Source organism: Ventrimonas sp. (genome assembly GCF_048380235.1).
In the GTDB taxonomy this organism is placed as follows: Bacteria; Bacillota; Clostridia; order Lachnospirales; family Lachnospiraceae; genus Brotaphodocola.
On the sequence record NZ_DBFCCJ010000057.1, the window covers coordinates 1 to 21,710 of the forward strand.

Annotated in this window: 24 protein-coding genes; all 24 read right to left on the bottom strand. The window is 39.3% G+C overall.

Features of this window, described 5'->3' with window-relative positions; genetic code table 11:
* A partial coding sequence (locus tag ACMP1L_RS09460) for a VOC family protein (protein ID WP_418452838.1) occupies positions 1-276 on the bottom strand: 276 nt, incomplete at its 3' end.
* A gap of 140 nt (positions 277-416) precedes the next feature.
* Positions 417-746, bottom strand: coding sequence for a hypothetical protein (locus tag ACMP1L_RS09465; protein ID WP_294647580.1), 330 nt, complete (start codon positions 744-746; stop codon positions 417-419).
* Positions 747-834: 88 nt separating this feature from the next.
* Positions 835-1,329 carry a hypothetical protein gene (locus ACMP1L_RS09470; protein ID WP_294647579.1) on the bottom strand — a complete coding sequence of 165 codons (495 nt, stop codon included), beginning with the start codon at positions 1,327-1,329 and terminating at the stop codon, positions 835-837.
* Positions 1,330-1,333: 4 nt separating this feature from the next.
* Positions 1,334-1,699: a DUF1878 domain-containing protein gene (locus ACMP1L_RS09475; RefSeq protein ID WP_294647578.1), complete on the bottom strand. Its 366-nt coding sequence runs from the start codon at positions 1,697-1,699 to the stop codon at positions 1,334-1,336.
* Positions 1,700-1,845: 146 nt separating this feature from the next.
* Entirely contained in the window at positions 1,846-2,457 is a 612-nt protein-coding gene (locus ACMP1L_RS09480) for a VanZ family protein (protein WP_418452840.1), read from the bottom strand.
* Positions 2,458-2,463: 6 nt separating this feature from the next.
* Positions 2,464-3,366 (bottom strand): sugar phosphate nucleotidyltransferase, encoded by a 903-nt coding sequence (locus ACMP1L_RS09485; RefSeq protein WP_418452842.1) that lies wholly within the window; start codon positions 3,364-3,366, stop codon positions 2,464-2,466.
* Between the two features lie 10 nt (positions 3,367-3,376).
* Positions 3,377-3,580, bottom strand: coding sequence for a 4Fe-4S binding protein (locus ACMP1L_RS09490; protein WP_418452844.1), 204 nt, complete (start codon positions 3,578-3,580; stop codon positions 3,377-3,379).
* A complete protein-coding gene (locus tag ACMP1L_RS09495) occupies positions 3,552-4,544 on the bottom strand; it encodes a Coenzyme F420 hydrogenase/dehydrogenase, beta subunit C-terminal domain (RefSeq protein WP_418452846.1) in 993 nt (330 codons plus the stop codon). The genes ACMP1L_RS09490 and ACMP1L_RS09495 overlap by 29 nt, the downstream gene beginning before the upstream one ends.
* 39 nt (positions 4,545-4,583) lie before the next feature.
* Positions 4,584-5,552, bottom strand: coding sequence for a Coenzyme F420 hydrogenase/dehydrogenase, beta subunit C-terminal domain (locus tag ACMP1L_RS09500; RefSeq protein WP_418452848.1), 969 nt, complete (start codon positions 5,550-5,552; stop codon positions 4,584-4,586).
* Between the two features lie 215 nt (positions 5,553-5,767).
* Positions 5,768-7,174 (bottom strand): lipopolysaccharide biosynthesis protein, encoded by a 1,407-nt coding sequence (locus ACMP1L_RS09505; RefSeq protein WP_418452849.1) that lies wholly within the window; start codon positions 7,172-7,174, stop codon positions 5,768-5,770.
* Positions 7,175-7,526: 352 nt separating this feature from the next.
* Positions 7,527-8,567 (bottom strand): polysaccharide pyruvyl transferase family protein, encoded by a 1,041-nt coding sequence (locus ACMP1L_RS09510; RefSeq protein WP_418452851.1) that lies wholly within the window; start codon positions 8,565-8,567, stop codon positions 7,527-7,529.
* Positions 8,568-8,570: 3 nt separating this feature from the next.
* Positions 8,571-9,827 carry an O-antigen ligase family protein gene (locus tag ACMP1L_RS09515; protein ID WP_418452853.1) on the bottom strand — a complete coding sequence of 419 codons (1,257 nt, stop codon included), beginning with the start codon at positions 9,825-9,827 and terminating at the stop codon, positions 8,571-8,573.
* Between the two features lie 74 nt (positions 9,828-9,901).
* Complete coding sequence (locus ACMP1L_RS09520) at positions 9,902-10,855, bottom strand: glycosyltransferase family 2 protein (protein WP_418452855.1); 954 nt, start codon at positions 10,853-10,855, stop codon at positions 9,902-9,904.
* Between the two features lie 86 nt (positions 10,856-10,941).
* Entirely contained in the window at positions 10,942-12,153 is a 1,212-nt protein-coding gene (locus ACMP1L_RS09525) for a Coenzyme F420 hydrogenase/dehydrogenase, beta subunit C-terminal domain (protein WP_249236187.1), read from the bottom strand.
* Positions 12,154-12,196: 43 nt separating this feature from the next.
* Positions 12,197-12,979, bottom strand: a complete 783-nt coding sequence (locus ACMP1L_RS09530) for a Coenzyme F420 hydrogenase/dehydrogenase, beta subunit C-terminal domain (RefSeq protein WP_055260476.1) — start codon at positions 12,977-12,979, stop codon at positions 12,197-12,199.
* Positions 12,964-13,371, bottom strand: a complete 408-nt coding sequence (locus tag ACMP1L_RS09535) for a 4Fe-4S dicluster domain-containing protein (protein ID WP_418452857.1) — start codon at positions 13,369-13,371, stop codon at positions 12,964-12,966. The genes ACMP1L_RS09530 and ACMP1L_RS09535 overlap by 16 nt, the downstream gene beginning before the upstream one ends.
* Before the next feature lie 23 nt (positions 13,372-13,394).
* On the bottom strand, positions 13,395-14,531 hold the full coding sequence (locus ACMP1L_RS09540; RefSeq protein ID WP_418452859.1) for a glycosyltransferase: 1,137 nt from the start codon (positions 14,529-14,531) through the stop codon (positions 13,395-13,397).
* Positions 14,532-14,594: 63 nt separating this feature from the next.
* Complete coding sequence (locus ACMP1L_RS09545; protein ID WP_418452860.1) at positions 14,595-15,764, bottom strand: polysaccharide pyruvyl transferase family protein; 1,170 nt, start codon at positions 15,762-15,764, stop codon at positions 14,595-14,597.
* 27 nt (positions 15,765-15,791) lie between these two features.
* A complete protein-coding gene (locus ACMP1L_RS09550; RefSeq protein WP_418452861.1) occupies positions 15,792-16,439 on the bottom strand; it encodes a glycosyltransferase family 4 protein in 648 nt (215 codons plus the stop codon).
* Positions 16,417-17,106, bottom strand: a complete 690-nt coding sequence (locus ACMP1L_RS09555) for a hypothetical protein (RefSeq protein ID WP_118587475.1) — start codon at positions 17,104-17,106, stop codon at positions 16,417-16,419. Before ACMP1L_RS09555 ends, ACMP1L_RS09550 begins: the two co-directional genes overlap by 23 nt.
* Positions 17,106-18,287 (bottom strand): radical SAM protein, encoded by a 1,182-nt coding sequence (locus ACMP1L_RS09560; protein ID WP_418452862.1) that lies wholly within the window; start codon positions 18,285-18,287, stop codon positions 17,106-17,108. The genes ACMP1L_RS09555 and ACMP1L_RS09560 overlap by 1 nt, the downstream gene beginning before the upstream one ends.
* Positions 18,280-19,296 (bottom strand): acyltransferase family protein, encoded by a 1,017-nt coding sequence (locus ACMP1L_RS09565; protein WP_418452864.1) that lies wholly within the window; start codon positions 19,294-19,296, stop codon positions 18,280-18,282. The genes ACMP1L_RS09560 and ACMP1L_RS09565 overlap by 8 nt, the downstream gene beginning before the upstream one ends.
* Positions 19,297-19,320: 24 nt before the next feature.
* On the bottom strand, positions 19,321-20,520 hold the full coding sequence (locus tag ACMP1L_RS09570) for a glycosyltransferase (RefSeq protein WP_418452865.1): 1,200 nt from the start codon (positions 20,518-20,520) through the stop codon (positions 19,321-19,323).
* Between the two features lie 22 nt (positions 20,521-20,542).
* Positions 20,543-21,673, bottom strand: coding sequence for a glycosyltransferase family 4 protein (locus ACMP1L_RS09575; protein WP_418452867.1), 1,131 nt, complete (start codon positions 21,671-21,673; stop codon positions 20,543-20,545).
* Positions 21,674-21,710: the final 37 nt, after the last annotated feature.

Here is a 21,710-nt window from a genome sequence, read left to right on the forward strand (position 1 = left end):
CAGTTCTTTCACCGTCTGCTCCACGCTCTCTACGCAAAAGGCAAGGTGACGCAGACCACAAGCCTCCGGGCGGTTCACACGCTTCGGCGGGTTTTCCTCAGCGAAAATCTCCAACTCAGTGTGCTCATTTACTCGCAGATCCAGCTTCCAGTCCTTACGCTCCGGGCGATAATTTTCCCTGATGACAGGGAATCCCAACTTGTTCACATAAAAATCCTTGGCTACTTCGTAGTCAGATACGATGATTGCAATATGATGTATTTTTGATAAGTTCATTTTTCTCACGCTCCGTTTCTTTTGTTTATGTCCTTATTTTATTTTCGTTATAAACTATATAGCGACCATCAAAATATACCGCGTGAACTCCTGAAGTTCAGTTTGTCCACACGGCATTTATTTTTTTCTTGGATTCTTGTTTATTTCAGCTTTTCAAGGATCTCATCTGCACTCATACCGTTTGCCAGCAGCTTCTTCAGCACAGCCTCTGCTTCAGCCTTTTTAGCTTCTTCAGCTGCCTTAGCATCTGCCTTTGCCTTCTTTGCTTCCAGGGTTGCTACTTCCTTTTCGGCCTTCTTCAAAGCAGTCTTTTTTGCTTTCAGATCAGACTTTAAAGTGTCAATGTTCGCGGTGATGGATGCAATCTCAGCTGTGAGTGCTTCCTTTGCGGACTGCTTTTCTGCAATCTGTGTCGCAAAATCAGCAGTCACAGTTTTGGGTCTATTCTTGCTACCTTTAGTTCTGGGCATAGGTGATAACCTCTTTCCTTTTTTAGTTGTTTAAGTATAGCACTGTGTTGGAGTACGGGCAATATGACTACAGCCTATGCAATCAGAATCAATTTCTATGTGTAGCCGCTTGAACTTTTTTCTCCGCAAATTTTTCTTCGGCTTTCTTTATTCCTTCCATTGCATTTTCAAGAAATGCTCGTGCCTCCTTCATTTCTGATTTACTATTTAGTTCAATAAAAGATTCCATATAATTTCTTGCTTCCAGAAACTGATTCTTAATATTACTATAGCTATCTCCACTTGGTAATGAAATATAACACTTATTAAGTTCGCTGCAAACATTAACACAGCGTTCTCTTATTGATTTTTGGTTAACTCCTTGTTTATCTACTTTGATCAATAAACTACTGACTTCTTTGAGCTGATTTTCCGTGACTTCTAAAATATGTTTTAGTTTTTCATACTCTTTATCATCAAGTACTTCTCGTATGGCTTGTTCAGATTTTTTCACTGATTTTTTTAATGCAAATAATTGCCAAATCGTAATTACAAATCCAACAATCGTGACAATACTTGCTAAATTTCCAACAGCACTCCACATAATTTTACTCTTCTTTTGACTTTAAATAAGAATACTTGGGCATTTCTCCATATAAATTATCAAAAACCTCTTCCCATCTATTCTCGTCTCTGAATCCTTTTGCAAGTTCCTCACACATGTGATAATCGCCTCTATGGTCTGGAACAATTTCATACATTGCCTGTTCAAACCCCCTATGATCACACTTTTCTCCTCGCTCAATGCGTTCTCTGTAATCTTGCATAAGAGCCATGATTCTTTTGTACTGTTCTCTGGTTAAACCGTACTCAAAAATACTACGGCTCACATCATCGTTATCAAAAAGCAATTGCTGACGGAACTCAATAAAGTCCAAACGTTCCATAATATTATTATACTCTTTAGCATCCATAGCTCTTGCTCCTTCATCATCTTATTATAGTTCATCACATCTCAGCCGATCATAAATCGTTGCCTGCTGCTCACCACGAAGAGGTGTGTGATTATCAGAGCAGCATGGAAGCTACCGCTCCCAGTATATCACAATTTCAACCAGTTTTACAGATGCTTTCTTGCCTTCACGATTCCGTAGTACACTAAACCGCCTACCACTCCACCGACTGTGTTATAGAACAAATCAGACAGTTGGAATGTACCGAGCCTTAAAAACAGCTGTAGCATCTCAATGCTTATCGAAAAAATGAACGCTATCTTTCCGCTATACCACAGTATCTTCTTCCAGCTACTGCCCACTTTCTCTTGAAATGTCCATATAACCATGCTGGTGAACGGCACCATCATGATCACGTTCTCAATGCACTCAGTTGTAAGTTTCTGCTCGCCGTTCACGGTCTCCCAGATGCCCCAGCCACCCATGATATTTGACAAAGGATTTAGCCACAGGTTCCGATTCAGCAGCGTTCGGAACAAGATCATCGATGTCACGAAAACCAGTAAGAACATCTTCCGAAAGAACACGCTCTCTTTAAATTTCTGATACCAAGTCACTATGGCGCTCTTCCATCCTTTGCCGGCTTCGGTAGGTTCATAAGCATAAAGATAGAAAAACATAGCTAGGAAGGAAAGCAGGAGTGAAAATCCAAATGGCTCATAGAGAGCAGTCAGGATGTTTGTGATGATCTTTCCGAGTAAATCAATCGTTTCTTTCATCGTCGTTTACAGATCACTGAACAGGTCGGCCTTATACACGCCGTTCTCCAACATCTTCTTGAAGCTGTCCTTTACAGCTGCAACATCCTCATGGTAGGTCATACCATACCAGGTGTCGTTGGTCTTCAGAACTTTTACGGACATCTTTCCCTGCTCCAGCAGTTCGCCGATGAAGATAGGGATCAGATACTCTGCTTTCAGCGGATTGCCCGGAACTTCTTTCTCAAAGAACTCTTTGAAGCCTTCCTCCAGTACATCCAGGAACTCCGGAGTCAATCCCCACATGTTCATGGAAACCAGAGAATTTACATCCACAGCCACGCGGTCTGCTTCCGCTCCAGTTGCGATCTTTACAATGTTCTTGGTCTCCACAACTTCCGTCAGATTGTTCTGCTCATCCATCTTGCAGATACCACGAGTCACACCACCGTTATCGGACAGAGTATTCTTCAGAACAAAGCCTGCCATGCAGGACTTGCCACCATTCACCAGATACTCATGTACGGCTTTGAAACCTTCCTTGCCATAGTAATCGTCTGCATTGATCACAATGAATGGAGTATCAATCACATTTTTAGCAGCAAGCACGGCCTGACCGGTTCCCCACGGCTTCGTGCGACCTTCCGGCAGAGTTCCCGGGATATCGTTAATATCCTGGAAAGCATAGTCCACAGTTACATTATGAGAAGAGCAAATGGAGGCAATGCGATCACCGATGACCTCTTTGAACTCCTTCTCGATATCCTTGCGGATGATAAATACTACATGATTGAAACCAGCCTCAATTGCATCATGAATCGAGTAATCCATGATGATATGACCAGCATCATCCACCGGCTCCAACTGCTTAATTCCTGTTCCGAAACGGCTACCGATACCGGCTGCCATGATAAGTAATGTTGTTTTCATAACTCTCTCCTTACTGTGCTCGTGCTGCTTTTATCGGACATACTTTAATACATTGGTAGCACCGCACGCATTTACTTTCATCAATTTGTGGATATTCAAAGCCTTCTTTGTCCTCGACCATAGAAATAGCCTCTTTCGGACAGATGGCATAACAAGCCGTACATCCACAGCATTCTTCTTTTCTTTTATATAATATTGGAATCTCTCTTTCCACCTTTTACCACCAACTTTTTAATTTTTCTCTTAATCTTTCTCAAAAGCAACTTAGCATCATTTTTTAGTCCGATGCCACCGTATTTCTTGGCAACATACTCAAACGATTTATTATCAAAGTCACTCCAGAACTGCTCTCTATTATCTGGTTTTGGAAATGGAGCTTTAAGAGGCGGCTGCATACTGTCCTCTAGCTTTGTCTGCTTCCAAATCAGTCTCTTTTTTACTTTTTCAAATATTTTTTCTCCAGCCTCATTATTTACTAGCATCAATGAAACGCCCTTGTTATCATCAAACTCAGGAGCTGCTTTTTCGATACCCCAGTAGTCTGCAATTGTAATATCACCCGGATGCATCACAGACTTATAAGGGCATTCGTAGCAACTGGGCCGCAACACCGTATGCCCATAAAAAAGTTCTTTGAACACCCGGCTGCTCGTAGACCTGCCATTTTCAAAACAAAGTGTTTCCACATGGTCATGCCAACCAAAATCCTTCTTATTTCGGAAATCCACCATTGCAACTTCAGAGTGATTTTTCTGCTCTTGCCAACGCAGATATGCATTCCATACTTTTTTACTTGGCACACCGTGACAGACAATGTCCACACAGAATAGGTTATCATACTCTTTTCCAAGGTATTTTTTCAGTCCAGATACCTGACAGGAAGTTCCAGAAAAAAGTACATTTCTCCTCACATCAAGATCTGCTTTCACATTTCTGAATGTATCACCCAACTTGCTCTGGATGTATTTTGAGCCTCGCATTCGATTACGCTCTTCTGCATTATCAGCGCGAATATGTACGGCATCAAATTCATCCGTCAAAACACACCCATAGACCACACCACCGTTGGATAAAACCTGATCCGAAAGAGCTGTAAAAATACCACCCGATCTGGAAGCTGCTCTTGTTGCTTCATCCTTATGTCTTACTGCATATACTTTAGGCTGCTTCCAATTCATTATGCCGCCCTCCTTTCGGAGTAATCAGCATAATCGAGGTTATTTAGTTCGTACCCCCCCCCTCAAAATTTTGATGAGTTTATTCTTTACTTTTGTCTTCATTGGAACTGTTCCATATTTCTTCATCACGAAATCAATTCCTTTCTTTTGATAATCGTTCCAGAATGCATCTCTTTGTTCAGACTTTTGAGTCGGCGCTTCAAGATTCGCCTGCCAACATTGTGTTGTATTGCTTAATCTATAATCCAAATTATCTCGAATCTTTTCAAACAATTCTTCACCCCGGTCAGTATGAATCAAGAACAGAGAATTACCATTAGGGTCATAAAAATCTGGAATAGTCTCTTCAATATGCCAGAAATCCCCAATGGTCATATCTGTTTTTCGTTCTGTCGTAGCATAAGGGCATTCATAACAAGACGGCCGTAACGCACACCGATTATAAAACACCTTAACATAATCTTTAAGCGGTCTCTCTGACCCGTTGACTTTCACGTAAGCTGTAGGCGATTTCCAACCATTGCGCTTGTCTTTGAAGGTAAGATAAGTTATCCTTCCATCCTTCTTTTGTATTGATTCTGCATATTCTCTCCACAGTTTCGGACTTGGAGAGCCGTGGCAGATAATGTCTACGATATACACCCTATCACGGATTCCTTTTATTTCACTGAACTTCCGAAATCCATCTGATTGACATCCCATGCCAACAAAGAGCAATTCTTTCTTTGGATTATCCATTAACCAATGATACGCTTCCTGGTAAATATCACCGGGCTTGCTCTGCATATATTTTGAGCCTTTTGCTCTTTCACGCTGCTTCTCATCCAGAATCATCTGGAATTCCACAGTATGATTCTCATAAATATAGACTGCAGCCACCACAGCATCTCCGCTTTTCAGAAAAGCATCCGAAAGTGCAGTAAATGCGCCACCAGAAGAACTGCTCATCAAGGCAGATTTGTCTTTTAACCTTCCTGCATATACTATTGTATCTATCAATTCCTCCATAAGCTGTTCCTCCTCTTATTATTTATTTTTAATTACAGTTTTGACCTTCTTCTATAGAACAACAAGAAATATAATCGTTACACATAAAATTGGCGCAATATATCTATAAATCGATTAAACTTCGAGCTTATCTACTACTCTCTAAAAAGCAGTAATAAGAATCGAATGAAGAATATTAAATCATGTGAAATACTCTCTTTAATCACAGCCAAGACCTATTTCCCAAGATGACTCTTTACTAATTTCATGCCAGATTTCAACATATCAACATTCGTCAGCACTGCGTAGATTGCTGTGATACAAAGTGCGATGAACTGAATCATCTTATTTTCACAATAGTATGTTCCCATCAGCATAGTACCAATTAGAATGCTTCCGATAATAATTGGCTTCCGAATTTGCATATGCACAGTCTTATTTACATCAATATAACGAATGATAAACATTGAAAAGAATGCAACCAGTGTAGATATTGATGCTGCAAAAATCTTAATTTTATTTATTAAAATCAAATTCACTGTAATATTGATTATAGCTGCAGAAATAGAAGTATAAGCAATCTTTTTTGCATTTTTCTGAGCTACATATATACAACTATATAATCCGACGAGCACTCTAAAAAGCATTGCATACATCAAAATCAAGATTTGATCATATCCAGCGACATACTTCTCATTAATCAAAATCGGGAATACAAATGGCATACACGCAACAATGCCAAAGCATGCAGCTGCAAACAGTTTAAAAAGAGATGTCATTGTTTCCGTTAGAAATTCATCGCGATCCTCATCATCAAAATGTAATGATACTGTCTCCGTCCAGGACAAATTCAAGATATTATAAAAATTGATAAACACATTAGGAAACTTATTTGCTATAGAATAAATACCATTGGCAGCGGTTCCTAAAAAATGTGCAATTATAGTTCTATCCGACGCATTTACAACCCACCAAGCCAGATTATTGGGAATTAAAGGAATAGAATAAGCACCAACCCGTTTGAATACCGTCGGCCGAATACTCTTAACAGAAAAATACTCCCACGCTCTGGATGTAAACACCAAATACAACAACGTCAAAAACTGAGCTATCAGAGTGGACAAGAACAATCCTTGTAGCCCCATTTTCAAAATAGCCAGCGCAATGACATTTAAAACTGTTGTTGCCGAAGCGGATATAAACGATGCAATTGTATATTTAACACTATCTCCCAATCCTCTAACAAATTGAAGAAACAATGCCGTGTAGACATGCAACACCACATACAGCAATAAAAAATATGCATTTTGAATTTTCAAAAAAGGTTCTACACAAACAAAAAGAATAATGTAAATAATACTTTGTATTGTACTAGATAGTAACAGCGTAGAAAAGAGCTTTCCTTGTTCTTCTTTGTTTCCACGATAATCAAGCATAAATCGGAACAGTCCCTGATCCAACTGCCAGTTTACGAGTGGAAGTAATAATGTTGAATATGTGACCAATAAATCAAACGTGCCATACTCTTCCGTTGACAAAATTGCCGTATATAAAGGAAGAAGGAAAAAACTAATACATTGTGTGCATAGTTTTCCCACTGTAAGTATAGCCGTATTTTTTGCTAATTCTGTTTTACGACTCATTAATATTATTCCTCATATAATTAAGTATTTTTTGACTGTGTAGAATTTTTCAGTTCTCAATATCTCAGTGAATGAGCCAAAGCTATAGGCACTTCACTGCGTCAGATACTAAAATGGCAACAGAAGGCTACTCGAAATAAACCTTCATTGATGTTCGTTTAACCATTCCTAGCGTATCTCCATTTCTCTATGGAAATATATCTTCCATATCCATCAAGAATATCATTGTCTCCAGAAATCCTAACTGCCTTTACCTATAACTATAGTGGCTATCAAGCGGGTGTCCTCCCCCATGGATACTATTCCTATCGACTCATTCCTTGTATTGTTGATTACTGACTCACTTTCCGTTTCAGACTTCACATGATTTAAGAGCGTCTATATATCTCTTTTGTGATTCCTGCCTTTTTTTTTCGATTATAGTCTCGAATAATTCATAGCTATGTTGTTTGGTAATCAGGCTCTCAAATTCATCATATGTAGCTGTCAATGACAACATTGTCTCTTCTTTATGTGTCCACTCAAGTAAATCTTTCAATTTTTTTGAACAACTATAGATAGCGCAATTCTTATGATTCAACAATGTGAAAATCGTCCCATGGAATGTTGTTGTGTAAACACACTCAGAAAACTGAATATATGAACTAAACTCCAACGGGTGACAGTTAATATTTAAATCACACCAGGACTGATACAAACATATCGATACAAGTTTTAAATTATTCTTTCTTGCATATCTTTTTAAATATGCCTGATGTTCTTTAGGAACGCTATATGAATAAACAATCATATATTTATCTTTAATCTTACGTTCGTGCGGAAAATCAAATTCATTAATAGGCAGTAACATTGTAGGATCACAAACAATTTCTACTTGCTTTGCAACAAGTTTTCCAACAATATTCCTAGTATTTTCATCTCTTACACCCGCATACGTCATTTTTTCCAAGCACTCTCTAACCCATGGAAAATCATTATAATCCTTGAGTGCTGCCTGTCCTGCACTAGGTGCATATGCTATACAGCTTTTTTGCTCCACACCACCATAAAAAATCGGATTTTGAAATTGTGAAACCTTTATGTTCCAAATTTCATCACTACCTACTACTATACAATCTAAATCATCAGTATTTTTCTGAATATCAAATTCCTTTAATGCCTGAGTCATGCGCTTATAACGTGCACATAAAAAGGGATATCGTTGAATACACCTAATCAATTCCTTTATGGTCTTGGGTTTAGAAAAAAATTCCTTTTTTCGCTGCTTTTCATTTCTCCACTGTATAAAACACACATTATGGTTATTTTTTTCTAAAAAACATTTATTAGCATATGCTTGCAAATAAGCACCGCAGTTCGCCGAATCATACGGAGTTACTATTCCTATTTTCATAATTTACTCTAATTCACTCCCATCATCATTATTAGCATAATTAACACTTATTGCGCATGCAATAAAATACGGCACAAACATTTCACGATCATACAAAGGATTTCCTGTGAAGCCATATAATAAAAAAAATATTTGCATTGCCAACGAAAAATTCATCAAGCAATAATCTTTATTCATATAATCTTGTGGATTTACACGCATTTTTGAATACGTCGACCATGTCCTTACTAGATGAAACAGAAACCATCCACAATAGATTATAAATCCTATTATACCGGTTTCAACAAGTAACTGAATATATATGTTATGAATATTCCAGAACCAGCCACCTTGGTTAACATACTGTCCCCAACCTATACCAACAAGACTATGCTTGCCGAACATAGAAAACGCCTTTAACCATACATCAACTCTACCTACTGACATATCCCCAGTCTCTGCAGTATCAATAAAACGAAAAACAACAGTTGCAAGTGCCGGCACGCAATAACTTGCTACAGCAAATACAGTTAATGCTCCCAATAAAACGCCTATGCATTTTACGAGTCGACTTTTTTTAGCATTTGAATTATATGCAAAATAACAGAGGTACAACGCAGTAAGTCCAAAAACAGTATGTGCTCTTTTTCCTGATAAAAGCAATGCAGCAACCGATATCAAAAACAATAAATAGTCAGAACGTCTTTTTTCAGTCAATGCATAGCTTCCAAATATCATCGTCCCAACAGCAAGAAGCATTCCATTTGTTGAATAGTGCTTTGTTAACCCTGGGATTCCCGCATTATGATACTGATTAAGAATTGTACTCGCAGCATCCGGGAACAAATTACATACAAAATTTATCGCTGAACTATCTAAAAACATATAAATGGTAAATGCAATATAAATAAAGTAAAGATATCGCCAAGAGCTTACCATTTTTATCATCCAACACCGATCATTGAAACCTCCCGATGCTGAAAATAATATACAGCAGACAAAAAGCAATAAAACCTGGATATACGTTAGACTATAGAATTTAATATTGGGATTATTTCGTACATAAAAGAATATCATTAATGGTATCCACAATAATCCAATATTTTTTTTTATACCTTTAGTGCCAAATATAAAAACAACTTGTCCCGCCAAAATAACTGCAGCACTGAACTGAACTACGCTTGGCAAAAGCGAACCAAGAGACGCTAGCGTAGCAAAAGTCAAAATTGGTATACATTGGAGTAAAAGTCGTAGTTCATGTTTCTTAACTTTTAATTGCATCTATATCCCTCCATCTAGCAAATAGATTTTTCATACAAAATACATTCTCTCTGCAGCACGTTTTTTCAAGATAATCATTTTGAAACACACCTCATAAATTTATACAAAAGAATGCAATATTTTATAGATAAAACACCAAACACTTGTTTTTTGTCCATATATGAAAGCACTGATTTAAAACTAGTAGATTTAATTTTATCAATAACTAGCTGATACTCCTTTTTGTATTGATCTCTGAAAGGATACATCCTACGTAGAACAGTGTAGTATGCAATCAATAATTGATATCTTGCAAAGACTTCCAAATTATTACGGCCTTTAAGTTCTTCATATATTCTATCCGCAAAGTACAGTGAATCGAACCACCTTTCAGAGAAGGATTGATTAGTCACCGAATTTTCCCTGCAATAATAATAATATAATTTTTCAGCACAATAGACTATTTTTTTACTTTTCAGCAGAGATCTAAATACAAAATATTTATCTTCATTTATCTTCTTACCTTCTTCAAAATGAACATCCTCGATCGTAGAAGCTTTAAACAACTTATTCCATGCGCCCGACTCAATTTTTTGGCCCAACAACAGCCATTCTATCGCCTGATCAACAGTAATTTCCTCATAATTGCAATGATACTTTTTCTTCTCCTCTTGCTTTTTTTCAAAAATCCTATCAACTCCACACACAGATATATCTGAATCAGTTTTCCTTGCTTGAGTATATAAAATCTCAAGCATTCTGCAATCAAGTTCATCGTCAGCATCTATAAAAATAATATAGTCACCTGTTGCATTTTGCTTTCCTACATTACGAGCTTTTGATACGCCTTGATTATCTTGATTTATTATGATAATGCGCTTATCAATCTCTTGTAATCTATAGCATTCAGCAAGAGATTGATCATTAGATCCGTCATTTACGACAATAACTTCTATATCTTTCAATGTTTGTTGCAAAACTGAATTTAAAGTATCAACTATATAATTTCCTGCGTTATAGACAGGGATAATAACACTAATATGTGGCATTGGTGTCCTCCCATAGAATCATTCTATTCAAAAATCTTACACTCTCCATCTTCAAATATGTGTGTGAATAAATCGAAGCAATCCAATTACTTATTCTCAACAACCTCAACTTTTTTTCCTTTATTTAAATGGCGTGCAACAGTTATTAGGCCTGTTTTGAATAGAAATCTTTTAGATTTTTCAATTATTTTATCCTTTAATGTAATTGGATCAATTTTATTCAAAGCCTTATCAATTGGATAATGTTCAGCCAGCTGGTAAAATTCAGCCCGCCTAGGATGTGGTTTTGCACTATTGCAAACCATAACACCATTTTCCGTCACAAGACTATTTACATCTTCTTCTTGTATTTCAATATGTGATTTTATGGCCTCTAAAATCTTTCCACCTTTTTCAGTATGCACAAATATTGATGAATACCCTCTATTATCATCTTTTCTTCCGGTGATTTTTGAATATTCATAACAATCAAAGACAGTGATATCGCTTGGTCTTTCTATTCCTTTAAAAGCACATGCTGCGCAAGATGGTCTTGATGAGATTTCTCTTACAAACGCCTTCATGTATGGATCGACTCTACCAGACCCATAGTAGGTTTTTCCATTTGCAAAATCTATTTTCATCGTGCTCGTGTGATACCCATATGTTTTATGTTTAAAACGGGCTCCAACTATTTTCGAGCTGTATTTGTTTTCCATATACTTCACATAGTTATCCCACAAGCCAGGCGATGGTACACCTCGGCAAACAAAATCCACACATAAAAGGTTATCTGGTTTTTTCCTTAAAAAGCTTAGCAGCCCTGCCACTTGACAAGGTGTCCCAGAAAACAAAATAGTCGTGCCTTCTTTTAATTCTTTTTTAATATCTTGAAAAATGTTTCCAAGATCACTTTGAACAAATTTAGAGCCTCGCATCTCCTGCAACTGTTGCTTTGTAGTAGCCCTTTTACACACTACTCTCATGTTATTGTCGTATCCAGCTCCATAAACTATACCATTCTGCTCAAGGATATAATCAGCTAGAGCTGTGAATGCACCACCAGAGGTACTCTCATAGAGAATTTTGTTATCTTTAATTCTAATAATATAGCCTTCTGTTTTTTCAGATATTACCGTTTTTTTATTAAGAATCGGGCATGCTCTTTCGCATGCTCCACATTCAATACAACGTCTCATATCAATTTTAGGATACAGAAAACCTTCTTCGTCAGGAACCATCGTAATTGCACTTTTAGGACAAGAACTTGCACAGGCAGTGCAGCCACAACAATCCAATTTGCTCTTTATTTGAATCATATATCCTCCTGAATCCAAATCATTCAGAAGCAATAACAGATCCTCATTTCTTGTTCTTCAGAAACTTATACACACCCATCCGATAAAAGATTCCTTTAGATTTCTCTATTAAATAATCCCTTATTCTGATTGGTACAAACTTTTGTATATGTGCTCTTAGGGTTTCTTTATCCAAATTCAGATAGTATTCATCTCGTCTTGGATGAGGCTCTGCTGAATGGCAAATCATCGTGCCATCCAATTCTATAGCCTTTTCCAAATTTGTTGCATAAAGCTCATACCTGTCTGCAATTCTATCCAGAATCCTTTCTCCCTTTGAAGACTGCACGATCAGATTAGTAAAGCCTTTATCATCATCAACAAGACCTTCCACTAAGTTATTTGCATGCCAGCAATCATAAATAGTGAAATCACTACATCGTTCCACTGATTTAAAGTGACATTGATAGCAACTTGGTCTTGACGAAATTTCAGCAAAGAAACTCTTAAGCATTGGATCCACACGGGCGCTTCCATAATAAACAAACTGATTTTTGAATCTTATACGCATGGTGCCACTGTGATATCCATATGTTTTATTTCTGAAAACAATATCATCTATTTCTGAATGATATTTGTCTTTTTGTTCGTCTAAATATTTTTTCCAAAGTTTCGGCGACGGTGTACCATGGCAAACCAAATCTACGGTTACCAGATTATCGTATTCTTTTCTCAGATATGATTTTAATCCATACACCTGACAAGGCGTTCCAATAAAGCACACTTTCGTTTCTTGCATCAAATGTTTTTTTATTTCAGAAAAGCAATCGCCTAAATCGCTCTGCACGTATTTTGAACCTCGAAATTCTTCTGCCCCCCCCCGGAAATTTTATGAATTACCTTATATTCTTCATTATAAGTTGCGCCACAAATAACACCTCCCTGATTTAGGATCCATTCGCCTAACGGTGTTACAAATCCTCCAGAGGTACTTGTAGAAACAATTTCTACGTCCTTTGCTCTGAGTACGTATGCTTTTCTATCAAACATTTTAGACTCGATTTTATTTTCAATAGGACAAGCAGAATCGCACAATTTGCAATCTATACACTTTGAAATTTCCACGAATGGATATAAAAAGCCCTCTTGATCCTGCTGCATACTTATAGCTTTTTTCGGGCATACACTATAGCATGCCGTACATCCACAGCAATCTGCTTTATTCTTCACTACAATCATTAAGCACTTTCTCCTTCCATCCTTTATAGTTTTTCAGCAACATTCAAATACAGTTGTGCAAGTGTATCTGCTGTCTGCTGAATATCATAACCTGCCTGCTCCAATATTTTTCTTTCACTTTTCCTTTGCACATTCATATACTTCAAAACATGTTCCGCCCACACATCAGGTTTTTCTTGAAGAGAAAGGAATTCTGTATTTGAAGTTAAGCCTACTTCTTTTGTTATTGCATCTGAGAAAACACATGGCAATCCGCTCGCCTGTGCCTCAACCCCCGTGACCGGAAGACCTTCATGTAAAGATGGCATTACAAAAACATCCATTGCCTGCCACATTTTATTCATTTCATTTGAAGCTCCATAAAAAATTACAGCGTCTTCAATTCCTAATGTCCTAGCCTTATTTTTCATCGCTTCTTGTAGTTCACCAACGCCAAATAAAAGTAACACAGTATTTGGATTTTTTCGGTGTACTGCTTGAAAGATGTCCAGCAAAAAGCTGTGATTTTTTTGATCAGAAAACCGTCCAGCGTGTCCTACAACATACTTACCTTCCAGATTCAGCTTTTTTCGTATTTCTCGACGAACAGCTTCATTATAATCATATTTCTCCAAATCAATTCCATTCGGAAGTACTGAATACCTACCAGATTCAATAATCGACCTCGGAAATAGAAATCTTGCAGCTAGTTCTGAACAGCCATAAAAGTTATCGCAAAAGAGTGGAATTAATGGCTTTAAGATTTTGCTCATAAATCGAATTCCATTACCTGCTGCTCCAAAGCCAGCATTGTGACTATGTATTGTAATATATTGAACCCCACCCAATTTTGCGCCAATAATATTTGTCATATCTGCTGCACAATCCGCATTATAATGTAGGATTTTAATATGATTTCTCTTGCAGACTTTCCGAATTTCATTAATTCTCCAAATTCTTCTAAAAGGTCTAAATTTCACATTATCCGCTGAGGCAACATACTTTTTACTTCCCAATGAAAGAACTTTGTCTTCCATAGGTTCGTGCCTATCATGAAAAACAAGATAGTCAAAATTTATTTTAGATCTGTCCAGGTGTTCCTGGATATGAATCATCATATTAGTTACACCTCCAACACCAAGCGGAGATGTCACCAATACTCTAACTACTTCATTATTCATATAATATTTATCCTTTCGCGGCGACAATCTCATGCATTATTTCATATTCCTATTTCGGCACGATTACACACGCTTTCTAATTTCTTTCAATACAGTCTTTAAATATTGATCTGTTACCATCTTAAGGTTTTTATACTTTTCCCCTACAGCTTTATAGTCAATATCATCTTTTACAACGTCTGATAAGTCCATTCCATTTTTATAGCGCCGATTTTCTAGACCAAAATTCACACACAGGGTATCAATACGAGAATTTTTTGAAAAGCTGGAATTTTCAGCATATCTGTTAAATACCACAAACTGCTTTTCATTAAGAATAGAAAATGCTGTCCCGTGGAAAGAATCCGTGCAGACATACTCTGCATTTCGCAGAAGATTTAGAAATCTTTCTGGACTCACATCATACGGAGCAAAGTCTCCAAAGTTTTCATCTTCTTCTACATACTGATCCATGTGTCGTAACGCAACGACTTTCATGCCCTTGTCATGAGCTAATTTCTTTACTGCATTGCGATATTCCTGTGTGGCACCAAGGAAGTATGCAAAAATATATGGCTCATTGATTTCTCTCTTATTAGGAATTCTCTCCAACCATTCATTTTTACTCAAAAAGAAAACAGGATCTAAAATCGTAGGAACATCTCGACCAGTCAGTTCCTTGACAATCTCACTTCCTCGATTTTCACGCATACTAATGTATTCGATGCGGTTCAAATACTGTACCGTTCTTTTCCTTTGATACCACGGAATTTCCTTTACTCCAAAACTAGAAGCAATTGAAATTTTTAGCGTGTCATCCGGAACAAACATCAAATTGTAATAATTCGTCGGCAATCCTGCCGGACTCCAAAGCTGATCGCTTCCTGTTATAACCGCCGAATATTTCTTTCCACCCTCGCATAATGCCGCATAGCCGATATACTCATCGGAGAAATCCTTAAAAGCCCATTTTTTGAAACTCGCAAATGCTTTCATACGAACTTCATTGTTTTTTGCATACTCAGGATGCTTTTTCAGACTAAGCTTTCTCTGAATTCCCTCATACCTGCTATTAAACCAAACTGCATTAAAAAGACGCGGCACGTCTTTCAGTGCTTCTGTCATAGTCTTCTTTCTTGTATATCGAACCAGCTCATACTCAATATTCTGATTTTCCAAATAACTAACAGTTGCATATGCTTGCAATATGCCTCCGTAATTTTCATGCATATATTTTATGCATACTCCAACCATTTTAACCTCTCCTCTATGCTGCACATCTTACTCTTTCAGCAGTTCCTCATATATTGCCTGATACTTCTCGTTTTTTTTCTGCCAGGTATACTTTTCTGCTTTCTTTCGTGCGTTTTTTCCACGCCTTGTTACTTCATCAGGATAAGCAATACATTCAAGAATTGCCTTTTTTAAATTCTCAATGTATTCCTCTTTCGAGTTTCCTCCATAAAGCCAACCGGTGTTTTCATCAAAAAGAGTTGCTCCGCCAAACTTATTAATGGTGATAACCGGAATACCTTTTGACATTGCCTCCAGTAAGACCGTGCCTGTCGTCTCTCGAATGCTCGGCATAATAAATACATCCGCACCTGCATATTCCTTTTCCATTTCCATATAGGGAATAGAACCCATGCAGTGCACATGCTCAGACAAGTTCAGGTCTTCCTTACCGCGTTTACGTAGATGCTCAAGTTCCGGGCCATCGCCTACAACTCTAACCTGATATCTAGTCTCCTGCGGAATTCTCATCAATGCATCAAAAAGAAAATCCAAGCCCTTTCGATATATCATTCTTCCAGCAACCAGAAAGACGCATTCTTCATTTCTGCCCTTTTCATTGCAAGTATCTTTAATATCATTTATATCTACCGCAACCTCAGTCACTGGCTCATCACTTACATTGTAATTCTTCATTCACTTTTTCCTTTTCTGTCCAGCTCACCAATTCGTCCGGTCTTAATCCGTTATCAAAGACTAATTCATACGGACAGTTTAGTTCTGCCCCCTCTACGAGGAATTCTTGAGTCTCTTTATTTGCAAACATAATATAGTCGCAGCGATTTAGTTTGCCAGTGATTCTCAGTTTAAAACGATACCAGCGATTTATCCCTGAGCGAACGACTTCAATGATTTCATGCCCCTTTGCGTAATCTTTTAATCCATTAGGCAAAGACTCTCCTCCGCCAAGTGGTCCGCAGACGAATTTGATATTTGCTATCTTTCCATAGTCTCCAATTGCACGGAATTCAATTGGCGTAATCTGATGAATAACGTCAATTTTTTGATCCGCACAGATTTTTTTTGCGAGAGGAAGTACCCGTCTATTCCACACATTAAGTCTTCCAGAATACATAAATCCCTTGAAGATTTTTTTGTAAAAATTAGGGATGTCAACATAATAAAACTTTATATTTTCAAGTGGGTGACTCTGCAAATATTTTTCGACTGGTTCACGTTGTTCTTCTTTTGTAATTACATAAACTTTATTTGTTTTTGAACTTTCATAAGGAACGCACCAACCGATTTTATCTTCACTTCCAGCAAAAGGGTTACATGAATAAGCTATATACAGGATATTCATCACTTCGTCTCCATCTGCTGTGCAATATCAGCATCCACGATTTCCTCGCCAGTCTTATGCTTCAGCTGTTCCTTGGATGCTTCACTCAGACCGTTGTTGATCACACAGTTCATATCGCAAGTGCTACACTTGTCCAAATCCTCTTTAGTAACTTTGCCATCACGATAGTCACGGCAAATCTTCAGCTCATACATGCTGTACGGATGCTTAGTGAACAGAGCCTTGAACTTATGTACCAGAACCCAAGTAGCAGGCTTCCAGATATACTTGTGCATAGCCGGGCTGACAGAACCGATCATCCAGCAGTCACGGTCGCAGCAGCGAACCTTTGCACGAACCTTCTCTGCTTCAGGGCTGTTCCACAGCTCATCCCAGGTCTGATTGTTCAGGTTGCCCATGACCTCTTTATCCTTGGTGCCATTACAAGGCATGACATCACCATACGGGTCGATGAAGAAGGTATCGAAGCTCATATCGCAAGGCAGCAGACGTTTCTGGCCGTAGATGTAATTGATCAGACCGTGGTTAAAGTAAGCACGAAACCACTTCTTCGGGCTGTTGCTGCGGAGCAGTTCGTTGACCAGATTCTCGAAATTCTTAGCAACCATCGGACGATCGTGGATGATGTTCTTCGCCTCAACGAAGTAGAAGCTGTTGTGCAGAGAAGCAGTTGCAAACTCCATGCCCATCTCATCGGAAATCTTGTACAAAGGAACCAGATCCGGGGCATTCTTATCCTGAACGGTCATGCCAAAGCCAACATCCTTCATACCCATTTCACGCAGCTTCTTCAGCGTGCCATAACCACGCTGGTAGCCGTTCTGCAGACCTCGGATCTCGTTGTTGGTCTTCTCCAGACCCTCGATGGAGATACGAATACCGATCTGCGGGAACTCTTTGCACAGGTCAACGATACGGTCTGTGAAGAAACCGTTGGTAGAAATAACGATACGGTCAGACTTCTTGTACAATTCGCGCACGATATCCTTCAGATCGGTACGGATGAACGGCTCGCCGCCGGTAATGTTGGTGAAGTACATCTTCGGCAGCTTCTTGATGGTCTCGATGCTGATTTCTTCTTCCGGCTTGGAAGGTGCTTTATAGCGGTTACACATAGAGCAACGAGCATTGCAACGATAAGTGACGATGACCGTACCATTTAACTTCTTTTCTTCAGACATGATTAACTCTCCTAACTCTCTCTTTTAAGAATGTTTCGATTTTATTTAAGAACCACTTTGCACATACCGAGAACACAACCGAACCGCAGATGACTGCAACAGCTGTAAAGATATATGCCAGCAGACCGTTTCCAAATAGATGAACAAGGTGTAACTTTTCAAACACACGATAAATTACCATGTGGCACAGGTAAATCTCGAAGCTGATACCGCCGAGGAACTTGACAATTGGATTGACCAATACCCCCCTCCGATTGCAGCCAATGGTATAAATCAATGCTGCCACACAGAAAAGCAACATCATGAGCGTATAGCCACCTACGGCAAAATAGACAACCGTGGCAATCAGCAGAATCACTCCGGCGATAACCTTGTGCTTCGATGCGAACTCAGCCAGCTCTTTTCGATAGAGGAAGATCAATCCACCAGCGATAAAGTAAATCGCATCATAAACAATATTGCCTCTTCCTGCGCTGAAATAGGAAGAACACAGCCAGTTAAACATCAGTGCCGCAACTGCTACGCCCCACGCCCTCTTCTTATTTCCAATCAGGAAGCAGAAAAACGGGAACAGCATGTAGAACACAAAAATAACCGCCAGTGTCCAACTCACACCAATGACCGTAATATTCGCATTTGGCAGAAGTCCCTGACATAAAGTCAAGTTTGCGAAAACTTCAAACAAGGATTCCTTGCTTGGTGAAATCACAAAGTCTAACGCACAGAGCAATGCAAAGTACGGCCAGATTTTGATGTACCGTTTCTTGTAGAAATCCTCTACGCTAATCTTCTGGTTAATAATTTTCTGGTAATAGCCGCAGCACATACCAAAACCGCTGACCATCATAAAAAGGAAAACAAGGTTTGTGAAAGATGGTATTAACCGTTCAAACACAAATCCTCCTATCCCATATTCTCCATTTGCGAGGACGTGCATCAGTGCAATACCAATGATGGCATATGCCTTCAATCCATCTATTCCCTCATATCTATCCGCTTTTGTAGCCACAAATTCTCTCCTCACATAACAATCTTACTGATACACCTTCATAATTTTCTCGTAATACTCATCGATAGTATCAAAGCTGATGTCCTTACAGTTCGCACTGTACTCCGCACACAGCTTCTTATCACCCCAGAGCTTCTCGATCTTCTTCTTCAGATCTTCGGCATTACCGCTCTCAAACAGCTCACCGGTCTTGCCAACCTGAATCAACTCCGGGATACCACCAATGTCTGCTCCCAGTACCGGTGTGCCATACATCTGGGATTCCATCACGGAGAACGGGCAGTTCTCATACCACTCAGAAGGGTAAATGGAGAACCGTGCCTCACGGATCAACTTCTCCAGTGCCTCGCCTTTCTGGAAGCCAACGTTCTTGATGTTCTTAATACCATTTACTGTCTCTTCCAGCGGGCCAGTACCGGCGAAGATGAACTGGACATCCGGCAGTTCCTTACAGACCTTGATGAGGGTACCGATACCCTTCTCCTCTGAGAAGCGGCCGAAGTAAAGGACGTAATCCTTCTTTGGAGTCTCTTTCCACTCCACCTTATCGATGAAGTTGTGCATTGCCACGGTTTTTGTTGCAAACAGAGGATTGCTGTCCATCTTGCTCTTCATGAACTCCGAGCAGCAGATCATGGTGTCAATGTACTTGTAGGTACCCTTCCACTTCCAGAACTCAGCCTCCATCATGCCGATGGCCGATTTCGCCGTGGAACCGTGGATGCACTTTCCTTTCATGCAGTTCACGAAATGGCCGCCGAGACACTTCTCACAGTTCTGGTGAGTGTTCGGATTGTTCAGCATGTGGTTCGGGCAAACTAGCTGGTAGTCATGTGCCGTGAAGATGATCTTACAATCCCTTCCGGTCTCCTTACGCCACTTCACGATTTCCAAAATGATGGAAGGTGTCAGCTGGTAGTTAAAATTGTTCAGATGACAGACATCCGGCTTGAAGTCGTCCAGCACTTTCCGCAGCTGCACCCGTGCTTCCTTGCTGTAGATAGTTTTGATGGGGTAGGTCAGCTTGCTTAGCTTGCTGCCGCCGTGGAAGTCCATATCAGATGTATAAGCATTGACCTGATTGCCGACACAGCGCCCCTTATGTTCCATGCCAAAATACTGAACTTCATGTCCCATCTTCTCTAAGTGCTCACCCAGTTTGAAGATATAAGTCTCGCTGCCACCGTTTGGATACAAAAATTTGTTAATCAGTAGGGCTTTCATCTCTGTTCTCTTTTCTATGTTTTTATGATTTTTCGTACAGCTTCATCGTCTCTTTTACAACTTCATCCCAGTTGTACTTTTCACAGATAAAATCTGCTGCGTTTTTCTTAAATTCCTGTACATTTTCCGAACAATCACAGGCATCTTGCAGTTTTTTTTGCAAGTCTTCTATATTCGACTTTTTGAAAATCAATGCCTTATCTTCCACAACCTCAGCGCACTCTGGAATGTCGGATACCAGGCAGCAGTTTCCATAGCTCATTACCTCCAACAGGCTCAGAGGCATTCCTTCCAGATCGGACGGCAATGTGTAAAGATAAGCGTTGCTGTACAGTTCATCCAGCATTGCTCCCTGCACAAACCCGGTAAATAGAATCCGATCGTCACCCTTCGCCAGTTCTTTCAATTCCTCCATAAAGGAATCCGTATCACTGGAACCGCCTGCGATGACCAGCTTTTTATCTGTCTTGACATTCTTGAAGGCCTCAACCAGATATCGAATGCCCTTCTCCGGCACCAGACGACCGAGAAACAAGATATAAGAATTTTTTTTCAGCCCGAATTTTTCCGTAATCAGCTTTGCTTCCTGAATCTCCGGTCTGTTGACACCATTGGGGATAAAGTACGTTTTCCTTCCGTATGTTTCCAAGAAATACTTCTGCACGCCCTTACTCAGAACAATGATTTCATCTGCATATTTCACGGCATTTTTTTCACCCTGTCGGATAAATTTGGATCCAAATCCAGATTTCCATTTTTCGCGGGCCCAGTCTAAGCCGTGTACCGTGATAACTACACGCTTACCAAATAATTTCGGTAACCAGCAGAAAAAGGCAGGACCTTCTGCATGAATATGTACCACATCATATCTTCCAAAAGCACTATAGAGAGCTGCGAAAAAGGAAGAACTTACCGCGGCCAGTCCTTTTTTCTCTATGGTCGGAACAACCTTTTGGCGGATTCCCTGGTATTCTGTTTTTTCCGTGCTGTCATATTCCGCACCGCTCACATGATGTCCGGAGCGGTTATAGCAGGTCACCTGGCATCCCATCCGGGCCATGCGGGTACACAGCTCCTTTACAACAATCTCAACGCCGCCTTCTCTCGACCATCGCTTGTGGCCAAACATGGCAATTCGTAATTTTTTCTTCATACACACTCCCATATTTCACATTTTTACAAGAACAAGC